Raw genomic sequence first — 13,121 nt, forward strand, 5'->3', positions numbered from 1 at the left:
AAGTTTCCTGCTGTAATTTTTCGGCGTACTAACACCTGTAAGCACATACACGTCAGCCCTTTAAGATTCAGAAGCAGGCTTGGCAGCAGGGGCAGCAAAGGTTGCGGAGGGCCGTTTTCATTCAAATAATCTGCTTTTTATATTCCAGGCCGTCTTCCAGCCGTATTTTCCGAAAAGCCTAATACCTGCAAAGCCGCCGGAAAGCAAATTTTGCCGGCTCTCAGAAACACCCCCCAGGCTGCGCATGCAAAAGGAACTGCCTTCTTCTGAACCCGCTACCTCAAAATTGCATAAAAGCTGCCTTACTCAAAAGCTAAACTATACAAACAGGCAAATTAAGCCTCTGAATAGCAAAGTTCTGCATCTTAACCATCCTGATTAATAAGAGCCACATTCGCGTGACAGCGTTGCATGGGCAGCACTAAAATTCAGAATTATTCTAATGATGCTGCCCCTCCGGAGGTTTCTGCTGCTGCTCAGTAAAGATGCTGGATACTAGATTATAGAGGATAGACTTGTGTATAAATCGTTATGCAGGCCCCCTACCTCCGGGATTTACAACAGTTAGAGGATGTGCATGACCATTCCTTTAAGTGCATCTCGCCCACAAGATCCATTCTGGATGACAAAAGCGTGATCCAGCTCTCATAGAACAATTAAACAATTTAGCAATTAACCTATTAGCACATTAATTAGCAGGATTATTATCTTTGTGTATTATGGTTGAGAAGATACAACGAGTAGAACAAGAAATAGCGGCCGCCCATATCGGCAATGCAGCCGAGCTGGAGCAGTTCAGAATCACTTATATTGGCCGGAAAGGCCAGATATCCGCGCTTTTCGACGATCTGAAGCTGGTGGCTCCGGAACAGCGCCGGCAGGTGGGGCAGGACCTGAACCGCCTCAAGAACCTGGCGCAGGAAAAGCTGGAGCAGGCACAGGAACAACTGGCCTCTGCCACGGCCGATGCCGGTGAGACAAGCTTCGATTTTACGCTGCCGCCTGTGCCGGCCACGCTGGGCACACGCCACCCGCTGTCGCTGGTGCGCAGCGAGATTGTGCGCATTTTTGAGCGCATCGGCTTCAACGTGTCCGAAGGCCCGGAGATGGAAGATGACTGGCACAACTTTTCGGCCCTGAACTTCCCCGAAAACCACCCGGCCCGCGAGATGCAGGACACGTTCTTCCTGAGCCAGGACCGCGACAAGCTGCTCCGCACGCACACCTCCACGGTGCAGGTGCGCCTGATGGAGATGCAGCAACCGCCTTTGCGCAGCATTATGCCGGGCCGCGTGTACCGCAACGAGGCCATCTCGGCCCGCGCGCACATGGTGTTCCACCAGGTGGAGGGATTGTACGTAGACAAGAACGTAAGCTTTGCCGACCTGAAGCAGACAGTATATTATTTTGCCAAAGAGATGTTCGGGCAAGACACGAAAGTGCGTTTCCGACCGTCGTTTTTCCCTTTTACAGAGCCAAGCGCCGAGATCGACATCAGCTGCCTGATCTGCAAAGGCGAAGGCTGCAACATCTGCAAAGGCAGCGGCTGGGTAGAGATCGGCGGCTCCGGCATGGTAGACCCGAACGTGCTGCAAAGCTGCGGCATCGACCCGGAAGTATACTCCGGCTTCGCCTTCGGCATGGGCATAGAGCGCATTACCATGCTCAAGTACCAGATCAAAGACCTGCGCCTGTTCACCGAAAACGACGTGCGCTTCCTGAAGCAGTTTGAGGGGATTATTTGATTGCTGGATGCTAAATTGCTCAATGGCTAAATTGTTGAATGGTTATCTCCTGTCTTTTTTAGGGAGAAATTATTCTAATCAAAATGCCCCTCCGGAGGCTCTGCTGCTGTGATATCAGAATAATAAATCTTGTGCTCTGATACTTGTGTCTGAAAAATGAAGGAGATAAAGAAGATAGGGGTGGTGGGTGCCGGCACTATGGGGCTGGGCATCGCGCAGGTGTGCGCGCAGGCGGGCTACACCACCATCCTCTACGACATCAGCGCCAGCAAGCTACAGAAAGCAGAGGCTGCCATAACCGCCAACCTGGAACAGGGCGTAAGCCGCCAGAAGCTAACGTCCGCCGACAAAGAAGCCACCTTGCAGCGCCTGACCTTTACCGGCAACACCTTAGAGCTTTATGCCGATGTAATTATAGAGGCCGTGGTGGAGCGGCTGGAGGTAAAGCAGAGCATCTTTAAGGAGCTCTCCGGCATAAACGATGCAAACACTATTTTCGCTACCAATACCTCCTCCATTTCCATTACCCGCATAGCGGCCCCGGTGCCGCATCCGGAGCGGGTGGTGGGCATGCACTTTTTCAACCCGGCCCATATCATGAAACTGGTGGAAGTGGTGTCAGGGGCTGCCACGGCGCCCGCTGTAGCCCAGACCATAGAGCAGCTCGTGCTGAAGCTCGGAAAGACGCCGGTGCTGGTACAAGATTCGCCGGGGTTTATCGTTAACAGGGTGGCGCGCCAATTTTATGTGGAGAGCCTGAAACTGCTGGAGGAAGGCGTTGCCGACGCAGCCACCATCGACCAGCTGATGCGGGCCAGCGGCTTTAAAATGGGCCCTTTTGAACTTATGGACCTGATAGGTGTTGATATTAACTACACGGTAACCGCTTCTATGTTCGAGGCTTTTTATTACGACCCGAAGTTCAGGCCCAGCCGTGTGCAGCAACAGAAAGTGGATGCCGGGCACCTGGGGCGCAAAACCGGCAAAGGCTTTTATACTTATGACCAAGATTAACCAGATTCTCCTGCTGCTCTTCACGCTGCTGCTCCTTTCCTGCCGCGACGAAAACAACCACCCGAACATACCCAATGTGCCGGTAAACGAGCAGATAAACGTAAGCAGCCTGCAGTACCCGATGCTGCGCCAGGACGGCGGCTTCGCCTATATAAATGCCGGCTACAAAGGCATTATTGTGGTGCGCCAGACGTCCACCATTTACCATGCCTTTGAGCGCGCCTGCACCTATGACCCCACCGCCGACTGCGCCCGGGTAGAGGTAGACGAATCGAACCTGTTTATGATAGACAAGTGCTGCGGCTCCCAGTTCAGCATGTATGGCAATGTAAACGCGGGCCCGGCTATTCTGGGACTCAAGCCCTACCGAACTTCGCTGAGCGGTTCTGTCTTATACATCACCAATTAATTTTTTGGGTTGATTCCCAATAAATTAACCTTTTATTAAAGATTTTTTTCGGGCTGCGCTTGCGTAGAAAGAAAAACTGCCGTAATATTGCAGCATCAAACAGCAAGACAATTGCTGAAAGAGACACTCCTCCTTAGCTCAGCTGGTTAGAGCACATGACTGTTAATCATGGGGTCCTTGGTTCGAGCCCAAGAGGGGGAGCTTAAAAAAAGCCACTTACGAGTAAAATCGTTAAGTGGCTTTTTTGTTGGTGCCCCCTGTTACCCCTTCCTCTAAAGCCGGCACCACACTGCTCCGCTTCCTGCTCATGCCTTCTTCCCTCAGCACAGCCTACAGATAATTTATTTATAGCGTGTGTGGAGCATAAATCTTCAGGAGGAGCAGCTAAGCCAGTTAGTCTGCAACTAAAAATGTTAGTAAAAATGTTAATAACATTAGTTATCCACAAAAACCCGGTGGCAGTACGTCTTACGGGCAAATGTATATACCCCGCCCCGGCAGCAATCATACGGAAGCATACAAGAGAACCGAGTTTTCAATTTTCAGAACATGTTGCCCTCCCCTTTCTGCTGCTCCAACTATTAAACCACACCACGCGTTTGCCCCGCTGCCTGTGGCTGGCAGGGATATGGGAACCCATAGCTCAGCAACTTGCAGGGCTGCAACAGTCAACCTTTTAGGCAGAATTCCAGTATTCTCATTATACACATGGTAATATTGTCATACTTTAGGGTGGCTGCTTTAATCGAGCTCATGCTTAACCAGCACCCTGATCACAAAAAACGAAAACTATGAAAAATATAAAGCCTTACCTTTATGCCATCTTAATCATTTTAACCACAACGCTGAGCAGCTGCGAGGTGATTGGCGACATCTTTAAAGCTGGCATGTGGACAGCAGTTATCATTATCGTTATTATAGTATTGATCGTGATCTGGATTTTCCGGAAACTCGGGGGCAGAAGATAATCAGCCATATCCACATAAAAAAAGGAAGCTCCAGAGCTTCCTTTTTTATGTGGATATGCGGCTTCAGCTATTTGCTTTTGCCGGGCATTGTGCCCAATACCCAGTCCCATAGCGGTGAAGACACGCCAAAGGCCGCCTCGGGGTCTTTGTAATGATGGATGCTATGATGCACCCATAGCACCTTCAGGAAGTTTTTGGGCGGCGCAAACGCATGCACGGCGTAGTGCACAAACAGGTAGAGCGCGTAGCCAAAGAGCAGGCCAGCCACAATGCCGAAAACCAGCGGACCGAACATCAGCTTAAAAATAAAGAACAGCAACGAGGCTATGAACACGCTTACAATTGGCGGCATGGCCAGGCGCTCCTTGTCTTTCGGAAAATCATGGTGATTACCGTGGAAAGTGTACTGTATGTTCTTTTTCAGCGGCGTGTCGGTATCCATATGGAAGACGAACCGGTGAGCCAGATACTCCAGTAATGTAAAAATGAGCCAGCCTACCAGAAATAAGCCAAAAGCCTCTACTACATTAATAAAGCTGTAGGTGATGCCATAATAAATCAGTCCGCCCGCTATACTGATAAAGATGATAATTGGAAGGGCAATATGGGTTCTCGTAAGCCTTTCCAGTACAGGGTTCTGGAAAATTTGAGCACGTCCTTTGTGGTTAGGTTTCATAACTTGTTACTCTCTACACTTTTTTTCAGATGTAAAACTGAATGCTACTGAATCAGGAAACTGCAGCAAGATAATTATTGCCGCAATCTGAAAAGAGATATTTTTTTCTCTTTAACATTCGGGCTATTCATAATAACGTTGCTTCTTATTTATGGTTAATTAACGCTAATAAGGCCTCAATGTTATAAACTTTGCCGCCTAATGTGTAGGTGGCCTGCTCATAAAAAGGTCGTCTTTGGGCTAAGGTGTTGGTCAGGAAGGCATTAAGTTCTGCCTCTGTTTTATTGGCCAGCAGCGGGCGCGTGCGCAGGTCGGTGGCCTGCAAACGTTGCAGAATTTCCTCCACCGGCACATCCAGAAAAACACTGTCACCAGCGCGGTTAATCAGTGTCATGTTGTCGTGAAAGCAGGGGGCGCCCCCGCCGGTAGCCACCACAGCCTGCCGGAACTCCTGTACCACGGCCTCCAGCGCCTTCCGCTCCAGCTCTCTGAAACGGGCAGCTCCCCCCTGTTCAAACAGCTGGGCAATGGTGCTGTTCTCCCGCTTCTCCAGGTACTCGTCCAGGTCCACAAAGGGTACCTGCAGGTGCTGCGCCAGCTGTTTGCCCAGGGTAGATTTCCCGGATCCCATCATTCCGACCAAAAAAAGCAACATCTTTCAGATACCTGGCTTAAGTAGAAAAACAAAAACGCTATATAACAAAATCGGATATATCAAAAAACGCACCAAAGCCACACAGCCTGACGATATAACAGTACAGAAAGACAAAGTTACGTCTTAGATGCCCCGTCTGCAGACACGAAGTCGTTAGTACTGAGGCAGAAAGGCAAATTCTGAATTATTTGAATAAAAAAGGTCCTCCGGAGGTTTCTCTAGATGCTAGACACTAGATTTTAGATGGTAGACTCCTTTTAGGTTAAGAGTTAAGAGTTGATTTGTGTTTTCGGTTCATCTTCAAATTCCCAAAACGACCATTTAACAATTAGCACATGAACCCATTAGCACATTAACAACCAAATTATTCGAATCAAAAAGCCCTTCCGGAGGCTTTGCTCAGGGTGGTGATGCTGAAGTTGGTTGCGTTCCTAGTCCAGCTTCACGCGCGGGTCGAGCATGGTGTAGAGCAGATCCACGAATATGTTGATGAGCACAAACAGGAAAGCTACGAACAGTGTGGCTCCCATTACCAGCGGGAAATCCAGGTTCTGCACCGCCTGAATGGTAACGGCTCCCAGCCCTTTCCAGTTAAAGATGTATTCGATGAAAAAAGCGCCGGCCATGAGCGAGGCCATCCAACCCGAGGCAGCCGTCACGACCGGGTTCAGGGCGTTTTTGAGGGCGTGCCCCATGATAACCCGGCGCTGACTCAGGCCCTTCGCCTTCGCCGTGCGAATATAGTCCTGCGACATAACGTCGAGCATGGAGCTGCGGGTGAGCTGCACAATGACGGCCAGCGGCCTGATGCCCAGCGCCACCGCCGGCAGCAGCAGGTTGCGGAGCATGAGCTGGCGGCCTTCAAAAGGGTCGATCTCGTAGAGCTGCCCCGTCAGGCTGAGGCCGGTCCAGTGGCTCCAGTAAAACCCGAAGGTAATGGCAATAAGAATGGCCGCCACAAAAGAGGGCACCGAGATCCCCAGCACCGACGTGGTAACCAGCGCATGATCCAGCACACTGTGAGGGCGCAGCGAGGCCAGCACGCCAAACAGAATGCCCAGCACGAGTGCTATGATCATAGCAGCCACCGCCAGCCAGAGAGTGCCAGGGAAGTGATCGAGCAGGATATCGGTCACGTTCTTGTTGCTCTGGAACGAGCGACGGAGGTAAGGCATCTTCCAAACCACCACATCCTCCCCCACATCAACCAGGGTAGTATAGTCGTACTTCTGCTGGTTCGCCTCCGTATCTTCGTGCACCGACAGCGGCGACACATCGTTTATATAAAAGAGCAGCTGCGCCGGCAGCGGCCTGTCCAGCCCCAGTTCTTTGGTTATAGCCTCGCGCGTAGAAAGGTCGGAGCGTTGCCCGGCCAGCAGCGCCACCGGATCGCCGGGCAGCACATTGAACAGGAAAAATACCGCCACCAGCACACCCAGCAGTATCAGCAGGCCATGCCCCATTCGGCTCAGTATGAATCCTAGCAGTTTCAAGGTTTATTGTTATTGAGTGGATGTATGAGTGCTTTTAGGTTTCGGAAAGTTGTCTTTTTACGTTACCCGCTGGTGCGAGCTTGTAGCCTTATCCTGTCCCATATCTTTTCCAGTAATGAACATTCTCTGAACGAGGATAAACTAAAGAGGCAAAGAGCTTCCATTTTTACAGTTTTTGATTCATTTTTAGTTCTTTCTGCTCTAATCATTCACCCTCATGTTATCGCTTCTGGAAATACATCGAATACAGGCTGATTTAAGCCTCTTTCCAGAAAAGATATGGGACAAGATAAGGCTTATAGCTCGTACTGTTTTTTGCTGCGTGTTTTCTCTGGATAATTGGAAGGTACGAGCTACAAGCTCGCGCCAGCAGGAGGAACAACTTGTAAAACTTCATACCCGTTACTCTGCCAATAAGGCCTGCACCTCCCCTATCTCCGGCGTGTCGTTGTAGTGCCACATGCCTTTCACGGTGCCGTCCTGCAGCAGCATGATGCCAGGGTTGGAGCGGATCATGGTTTTGAGTACGGTGCCATCGCCAAAGTAGTAAGGGGCAGCCAGGCTCACGTCGTGGCGGAACTCTTCAAACTCCTGGCGGCCGGCAGAGGTGAGCACCAACGGTGTAATGCCCTGCTGCTCGGCCGCAGCCACCAGCCTGTTTATCTCCCCGAAACTGTCGCGGTTGGTCTTTGGCACGTTCTGCACCACAATCAGCAGCTTTTTGCCTGTCAGCACTTCCTGCGTGTGGTCGCCTTCGTCGTTCCAGACGTTGAAGTCAGTGATTTTCGGTCCGTCTTCCGGGTTAATGGCCACCATCTCCTTGAACTTGTACTGTTCATCCATCGGATATTCCTCAAACTCCAGCTCTTCCCCATCCTTCAGCATCACGTACTTGTAGCGGAGCGGCGCCGAGGGTTTCATGAGCGACGGAATATGGCTGCCCACTTTATAGGCCCTGAAATCGACGAAAGGCAGGTGCTCGTAGGCATACCAGCCCAAGCCCACCGACAAAAGCGCTGTGAACGAAACCACCACCGCGCCTGTTGTAAAATTAGTGAGCGGCCTCAGGTAGCGCTGCGTAAACAGCAGCACCAGAATCATGACCAGCAGCACAATGTCTTTTGTGAAAGACTGCCAGGGCGTGAGGACAATGGCATCGCCGAAGCAGCCGCAGTCGGTTACTTTGTTGAAGTAGGCCGAGTAGAAAGTCAGGAAAGAGAAGAACACCGTCAGGGCCAGCAGCACGAGCAGCACCTCCTTCAACTTCCAGCGCACCAGCAGGGCCACGCCCAGCACAATCTCCAGCGCACTCAGGAAGATGGACAGGAACAAGGCATAGGGTTTAAAAACGTGGAAGAAAGAAGCAATGTCTTCTGCAAAAACTTCGAAATACTCTTCCAGCTTAATGGCCGTGCCCACGGGGTCGTTGATTTTGATCAGGCCCGAAAAAATAAAAAGCACGCCGACAAAGAGCCAACAGAACTTACTTAGTAGCTTCATGAGGGGCAAAGTTTAATTTGATGAGGGCAAACACGGCATAGTTGATCATGTCGCGGTAGTTGGCTTCCACGCCTTCCGAAATCAGCGTCTGGCCCTGGTTGTCTTCTATCTGCTTGGTGCGGTAGAGTTTCATCAGGATAATGTCGGTAATAGAGCTCACGCGCATGTCGCGCCAGGCCTCGCCGTAATCGTGGTTTTTGGCGTTCAGGAGCAGGATATTCTCTTGGATCTGCGCCGTGTACAGCTTCTCCACCTCTTCGGCCTCCAGCGCCATGGGCGCACCGGCGGGCAGAGCGGCTTGTATAAGCGCAATTACGCAGTAGTTGATGATGCCTACAAACTCGGAGCTGATATCGTCCTGCACCAGTTGCACGCCTTTTTCCTGAATGGAGCGGATGCGCTGGGCTTTGATAAAAATCTGATCGGTGATGGAAGGCAGTCGCAGTACGCGCCAGGCGGTGCCGTAGTCGGCGGTCTTCTTTACGAAGGTGTCTTTGCAGCGATTTACTACCTGATTATATTCCTGAATGGTTTGACTAATCAACTTTTTAATTTTAATTTTAAAAACAATTGATACAGATGCCTACAGCAAGAGCGAAAGATACGCTTTTTCATAAAAAAAGAACACTTAACTGCAACGGAAAAATCCTGTCGTTGGTCACGCCCCAGGTAATGGGTATCCTGAACGTGACGCCTGATTCCTTCTATGCCGGCAGCCGCCTTAGCTCTTTGGATGAAGTTGTAAAAAAGGCAGAGCAGATGCTCGCCGATGGCGCTGCCATACTCGATGTGGGCGGCTACTCCTCCCGCCCCGGCGCGGCCGACCTGTCGGAGCAGGAAGAGCTGGATCGGGTTGTTCCGGCTATCAAGGCCATTGTAAAAGCCTTTCCTGATGCCATCATCTCTGTAGACACTTTCCGGGCGGGCGTAGCCGAAGCTGCCATTGGTAGCGGTGCCGCCATTATAAACGACATATCGGCAGGCACGCTGGATGTGGCGATGTTCCAGACCGTGGCGCGGCTGCAGGTGCCGTACGTGCTCATGCACATGCGCGGTACGCCCAAAACCATGAGCAGCCTCACGACCTACCAGGATTTGGTGGTGGATATTCTTGATGAGCTGCAGCAGAAACTGGCCCTACTCACCGCGGCAGGCGTGAAAGACATTATCCTGGACCCCGGCTTCGGGTTTGCCAAGACTGTGGATCAGAACTTTGAGCTGCTCAACCGTCTGCGTGAATTCACCATGCTGGAGCTGCCGCTGCTGGTGGGCCTGTCGCGCAAATCAATGACCTATAAGTTTCTGGGAATAGACCAGGCAGAGGCTTTGCCGGGCACAATAGCCTTAAATATGTTGGCGTTAACACACGGTACCGACATTTTGCGCGTTCATGACGTAAAAGAAACAAAACAGACCATAGACCTATTTACTAAGACTACGCTTTGATTCAACTATTCGCCATAGGATTCCTGGAGATAGGATGGCTCGAAATAATCGACATTCTGCTTGTAACAGTGCTTCTGTACCAGTTATACAAGCTCCTGACGGGCAGCGTGGCGTTGAAGATTTTCCTGGGGCTGCTCTCGATCTACCTGCTCTACCTGGTGGTAAGGGCGGCTGGCATGGAGTTGCTCAGCATTATACTGGGGCAGTTTATGGGCGTGGGGGTGCTGGCGGCCATCATCGTTTTCCAGCCGGAGATTCGGCGCTTCCTGCTCCTGATCGGGAAAACCACCGCCTTTAACAACGACCGCTTTTTCAAGAGCTTCCCCTGGCGGCGCGAGCAGGCCGAAAAGCTGAGCCTCACGCCCTTTATAGAAGCCGCCAAATCCTTGGCTGGCAAAAACACCGGGGCGCTTATTGTGTTCTCCAAAAGCTCCGAGCTGAAATATTACGCTGAGTCAGGCGATTTGATTGATGCCGTGATCTCGAAGCGCCTGCTCATGTCTATTTTCAACAAAACGAGCCCGCTGCACGATGGCGCCGTGATTATTGCCAACAACCGCATTAAAGCTGCCCGCTGCATCTTGCCCGTAACCGAAAACAACGACATACCGGCCTCTATGGGTCTGCGCCACCGCGCCGCCATTGGCCTGACTGAGGTAACCGATAGCATTGTGCTGGTGGTGTCGGAAGAGACGGGGCAGATTGCCCTGGTGCGCAACGGCGAAGTATTCCGGAACCTCTCCTCTGCCGACCTGCGCATTAAGCTAAACCAGCTCCTGTTCGACACCGACCAGCAGAAGCCGACTGCCCCCCCGGCCTCTGCCGAAAAGCCTGTGAATGTAGCTTAATCGAAAAAAGACACAGGACGTAAGACACAAGACCTTTTATTTGAAAGGAATATCTGGGAGGAAATGAATTATTCTAATAAAAATGGCCCTCCAGAGCTAATCTTGCAGAAAAAAATGGTGCTATTAAACGATTCCTGCCGCAAGTTGGAGCGGAGCGGTAACATGCGGCAGGTATAGACGGCCTCTCATCTTCCTGGAATTCTCCATGGCAGAAAAAGTTATTCAAATTCCCCCTGCAGGATTAGCTCCGGAGGGCCATTTTTATTAGAATAATTCTGTATTAAGCACTATCTGGATTGTACTCGAAGCCTCTGCTGCCCTATCTCCCGCGCTTCCAGTAAAACCAATACCCAACAGGGCCAACTATAGGCAATACCCAGAGCAGCACCATCCAGAGCAGGCGGTCCCATAAGGTGTAATCCGTTTTGAATATAAGGTGAAACAGGCTAAAGACCACCAGCAGGTAGTTGAGCAGAATAAGTATTAAAACGACCAGGTTATACGAGCCAAAATCCATGAAACGCGTTGCTAATTTAAAAAATCATTTCGCTTAAATACCACACCAGGTACATGAGTGCGGGAGCGCACAGCAGCATAATGGTACCCAGGTTTATCCGGGTCCACTGCGGGTTCAGCAGCATGTTTAGGTAGGCCTCCACCGACAGCAGCAGCGAAAAGTAGAAGGTAATCTGCAGCAAGGTACTGGTCAGGTTCGCCTCATCGCCACGCAAACCGGCGGTGGTATAGGCAAACAAGGACATGGCCACCCACGTCAGCACCGTGCCGAGCATTACCTGGCCAGGCTTTATTTTGATGTTGTTCATTCCTGTTTAGCTTTATCTATTTAAAGGTAGAAAAAAATAAAGCCACTCCCATAGCAGGAGCAGCTTTTCTGTTAGCATTTGATAGAGGCACAAGCCGCAAGAAACGGGGGCATGGGCTTGTCCTGCCTAGCAAACCCGAATTCTTTAAATCACCTTTTGCTGCCTCACGTAATCACACCCAGTTCTTTGCCAACTTCCGTGAAGGCGGCAATAGCTTTGTCGAGGTGCTCCTGGTCGTGCACCGCCGACAGCTGCACCCGTATCCGGGCTTTGCCCTTTGGAACGACCGGATAGTAGAAGCCAATAACGTAAATGCCTTTTTCGAGCATGCGGGCAGCGAACTCCTGCGCCAGTGGCGCTTCGTAGAGCATAACCGGCACAATGGGGTGGTCGCCTGGTGTAATGTCGAAACCGGCTTCGGTTATTTTTTCGCGGAAGTATCTGGTGTTCCATTCCAGCTTGTCGCGCAGCTCGGTGGTAGCGCTCAGCGTATCGAGCACGGCAATAGAGGCACCTACAATAGAGGGAGCCAGAGAGTTGGAGAACAGGTACGGCCGTGAGCGCTGCCGCAGCATGTCTATGATTTCTTTGCGCCCCGAGGTAAAGCCGCCCATAGCACCACCCAGCGCCTTGCCCAGTGTACTGGTAATAATATCGACCTTGCCCATAATGTTGTGGTATTCGTGGGTGCCCCGGCCGGTTTTGCCCATAAAGCCGGTGGCGTGCGAGTCGTCTACCATCAGCACGGCTTTGTACTGCTCTGCCAGTTCCGCAATTTTGTCGAGCTGCGCTACGGTGCCATCCATAGAAAAAGCGCCGTCGGTTACGATAATGCGGTGTTTGGCATTTTGCGCCTCCTGCAGCTTTGCCTCCAGGTCGGCCATGTTGTTGTGCAGGTAGCGAAAGCGCTGGGCTTTGCAGAGGCGCACGCCATCTATGATGGAGGCATGGTTGAGCTCATCGGAAATAATGGCCGAATCGGCATCGAAGAGCGGCTCGAACACGCCGCCGTTGGCATCGAAAGCAGCGGCATAGAGGATAGTGTCTTCGGTGCCCAGGAAATCGGCCAGCTTTTGCTCCAGCTCTTTATGGATGTCCTGGGTGCCACAGATAAAACGCACTGAGCTCATGCCATAGCCATGCGTATCGATGGCTGATTTAGCGGCCTCTATTACTTTGGGATGCGCCGAAAGGCCGAGGTAGTTGTTGGCGCAGAAGTTCAGCACCTGCGCCTGCTGCGTGGTATCGATCACAGCCCCCTGGGGTGTGGTAATAACACGTTCCTTTTTATATAATCCGGCCTCCTTTATTTCGGCCAGCTGTTTTTCCAGGTCTGGTTTTAGCGTTTCGTACATGTTCGTAGATGTTAGTGCTTCGCCAAATTAAAAATTAGAAATTCAAAATTAGAATATCCATTTCAACGCTCTGTTTCTTCAAAGGAAGGCTGTATCTGATTTTAAAATTCTAATGGGAGGCTTGACTATGTTCACAGTCAAGCCAATTTCTAATTTTTAATTTTGAATTTCTAATCTGACAAGACTTA

General features: G+C 51.0%; 14 protein-coding genes and 1 tRNA gene. 7 read left to right on the plus strand and 8 right to left on the minus strand.

The features are described 5' to 3' along the window. The first annotated feature begins 719 nt into the window (after positions 1–719). From pheS to FJM74_RS17970, 5 genes are all read left to right on the plus strand, one after another. Complete coding sequence (gene pheS / locus FJM74_RS17950) at positions 720–1,745, plus strand: phenylalanine--tRNA ligase subunit alpha (RefSeq protein ID WP_187264024.1); 1,026 nt, start codon at positions 720–722, stop codon at positions 1,743–1,745. A gap of 156 nt (positions 1,746–1,901) precedes the next feature. Then, a complete protein-coding gene (locus tag FJM74_RS17955) occupies positions 1,902–2,759 on the plus strand; it encodes a 3-hydroxyacyl-CoA dehydrogenase NAD-binding domain-containing protein (RefSeq protein ID WP_187264025.1) in 858 nt (285 codons plus the stop codon). Continuing rightward, positions 2,746–3,168, plus strand: coding sequence for a Rieske (2Fe-2S) protein (locus FJM74_RS17960; protein WP_241739232.1), 423 nt, complete (start codon positions 2,746–2,748; stop codon positions 3,166–3,168). The genes FJM74_RS17955 and FJM74_RS17960 overlap by 14 nt, the downstream gene beginning before the upstream one ends. A gap of 127 nt (positions 3,169–3,295) precedes the next feature. Continuing rightward, positions 3,296–3,369 (plus strand) — tRNA-Asn (locus FJM74_RS17965). A 590-nt stretch (positions 3,370–3,959) separates the two neighbouring features. Further along, the gene (locus FJM74_RS17970; protein WP_187264026.1) at positions 3,960–4,136 is read left to right on the plus strand and encodes a hypothetical protein; all 177 of its coding nucleotides are present in this window, start codon (positions 3,960–3,962) and stop codon (positions 4,134–4,136) included. 67 nt (positions 4,137–4,203) lie between these two features. On the opposite strand, the gene FJM74_RS17975 is transcribed toward FJM74_RS17970, so the two are convergent. From FJM74_RS17975 to FJM74_RS17995, 5 genes are all read right to left on the minus strand, one after another. Further along, positions 4,204–4,812: a sterol desaturase family protein gene (locus FJM74_RS17975; protein ID WP_187264027.1), complete on the minus strand. Its 609-nt coding sequence runs from the start codon at positions 4,810–4,812 to the stop codon at positions 4,204–4,206. Positions 4,813–4,957: 145 nt separating this feature from the next. Beyond that, entirely contained in the window at positions 4,958–5,467 is a 510-nt protein-coding gene (locus tag FJM74_RS17980) for a shikimate kinase (RefSeq protein ID WP_187264028.1), read from the minus strand. A 431-nt stretch (positions 5,468–5,898) separates the two neighbouring features. Further along, on the minus strand, positions 5,899–6,954 hold the full coding sequence (locus FJM74_RS17985; protein ID WP_187264066.1) for an ABC transporter permease: 1,056 nt from the start codon (positions 6,952–6,954) through the stop codon (positions 5,899–5,901). A gap of 408 nt (positions 6,955–7,362) precedes the next feature. Continuing rightward, positions 7,363–8,460, minus strand: a complete 1,098-nt coding sequence (locus FJM74_RS17990) for a BT_3928 family protein (RefSeq protein WP_187264029.1) — start codon at positions 8,458–8,460, stop codon at positions 7,363–7,365. Beyond that, positions 8,444–9,004, minus strand: coding sequence for a DUF1599 domain-containing protein (locus tag FJM74_RS17995; RefSeq protein ID WP_187264030.1), 561 nt, complete (start codon positions 9,002–9,004; stop codon positions 8,444–8,446). Before FJM74_RS17995 ends, FJM74_RS17990 begins: the two co-directional genes overlap by 17 nt. A 35-nt stretch (positions 9,005–9,039) precedes the next feature. On the opposite strand from FJM74_RS17995, the gene folP reads away from it, so the two are divergent. Both folP and cdaA read left to right on the plus strand, forming a co-directional pair. Continuing rightward, on the plus strand, positions 9,040–9,906 hold the full coding sequence (gene folP / locus FJM74_RS18000) for a dihydropteroate synthase (RefSeq protein WP_187264031.1): 867 nt from the start codon (positions 9,040–9,042) through the stop codon (positions 9,904–9,906). Next, the gene (cdaA, locus tag FJM74_RS18005; RefSeq protein WP_187264032.1) at positions 9,903–10,754 is read left to right on the plus strand and encodes a diadenylate cyclase CdaA; all 852 of its coding nucleotides are present in this window, start codon (positions 9,903–9,905) and stop codon (positions 10,752–10,754) included. The genes folP and cdaA overlap by 4 nt, the downstream gene beginning before the upstream one ends. 319 nt (positions 10,755–11,073) lie before the next feature. On the opposite strand, the gene FJM74_RS18010 is transcribed toward cdaA, so the two are convergent. The 3 genes from FJM74_RS18010 to kbl all read right to left on the minus strand — a co-directional run bounded on the left by FJM74_RS18010 (position 11,074) and on the right by kbl (position 12,933). Beyond that, a complete protein-coding gene (locus tag FJM74_RS18010; RefSeq protein WP_187264033.1) occupies positions 11,074–11,271 on the minus strand; it encodes a PLDc N-terminal domain-containing protein in 198 nt (65 codons plus the stop codon). Positions 11,272–11,287: 16 nt separating this feature from the next. After that, on the minus strand, positions 11,288–11,578 hold the full coding sequence (locus FJM74_RS18015) for a hypothetical protein (RefSeq protein ID WP_187264034.1): 291 nt from the start codon (positions 11,576–11,578) through the stop codon (positions 11,288–11,290). Positions 11,579–11,742: 164 nt separating this feature from the next. Next, on the minus strand, positions 11,743–12,933 hold the full coding sequence (gene kbl, locus FJM74_RS18020) for a glycine C-acetyltransferase (protein ID WP_187264035.1): 1,191 nt from the start codon (positions 12,931–12,933) through the stop codon (positions 11,743–11,745). Positions 12,934–13,121: the final 188 nt, after the last annotated feature.

The organism is Pontibacter beigongshangensis (genome assembly GCF_014332515.1).
Lineage (GTDB): Bacteria > Bacteroidota > Bacteroidia > Cytophagales > Hymenobacteraceae > Pontibacter > Pontibacter beigongshangensis.

Excerpts from the sequence above, each read along its gene's own strand:
- pheS (WP_187264024.1), top strand. The coding sequence starts at position 720 with ATGGTTGAGAAGATACAACGAGTAGAACAAGAAATAGCGGCCGCCCAT.
- FJM74_RS17955 (WP_187264025.1), top strand. The coding sequence starts at position 1,902 with ATGAAGGAGATAAAGAAGATAGGGGTGGTGGGTGCCGGCACTATGGGG.
- FJM74_RS17960 (WP_241739232.1), top strand. The coding sequence starts at position 2,746 with ATGACCAAGATTAACCAGATTCTCCTGCTGCTCTTCACGCTGCTGCTC.
- FJM74_RS17970 (WP_187264026.1), top strand. The coding sequence starts at position 3,960 with ATGAAAAATATAAAGCCTTACCTTTATGCCATCTTAATCATTTTAACC.
- FJM74_RS17975 (WP_187264027.1), bottom strand. The coding sequence starts at position 4,812 with ATGAAACCTAACCACAAAGGACGTGCTCAAATTTTCCAGAACCCTGTA.
- FJM74_RS17980 (WP_187264028.1), bottom strand. The coding sequence starts at position 5,467 with ATGTTGCTTTTTTTGGTCGGAATGATGGGATCCGGGAAATCTACCCTG.
- FJM74_RS17990 (WP_187264029.1), bottom strand. The coding sequence starts at position 8,460 with ATGAAGCTACTAAGTAAGTTCTGTTGGCTCTTTGTCGGCGTGCTTTTT.
- folP (WP_187264031.1), top strand. The coding sequence starts at position 9,040 with ATGCCTACAGCAAGAGCGAAAGATACGCTTTTTCATAAAAAAAGAACA.
- FJM74_RS18010 (WP_187264033.1), bottom strand. The coding sequence starts at position 11,271 with ATGGATTTTGGCTCGTATAACCTGGTCGTTTTAATACTTATTCTGCTC.
- FJM74_RS18015 (WP_187264034.1), bottom strand. The coding sequence starts at position 11,578 with ATGAACAACATCAAAATAAAGCCTGGCCAGGTAATGCTCGGCACGGTG.
- kbl (WP_187264035.1), bottom strand. The coding sequence starts at position 12,933 with ATGTACGAAACGCTAAAACCAGACCTGGAAAAACAGCTGGCCGAAATA.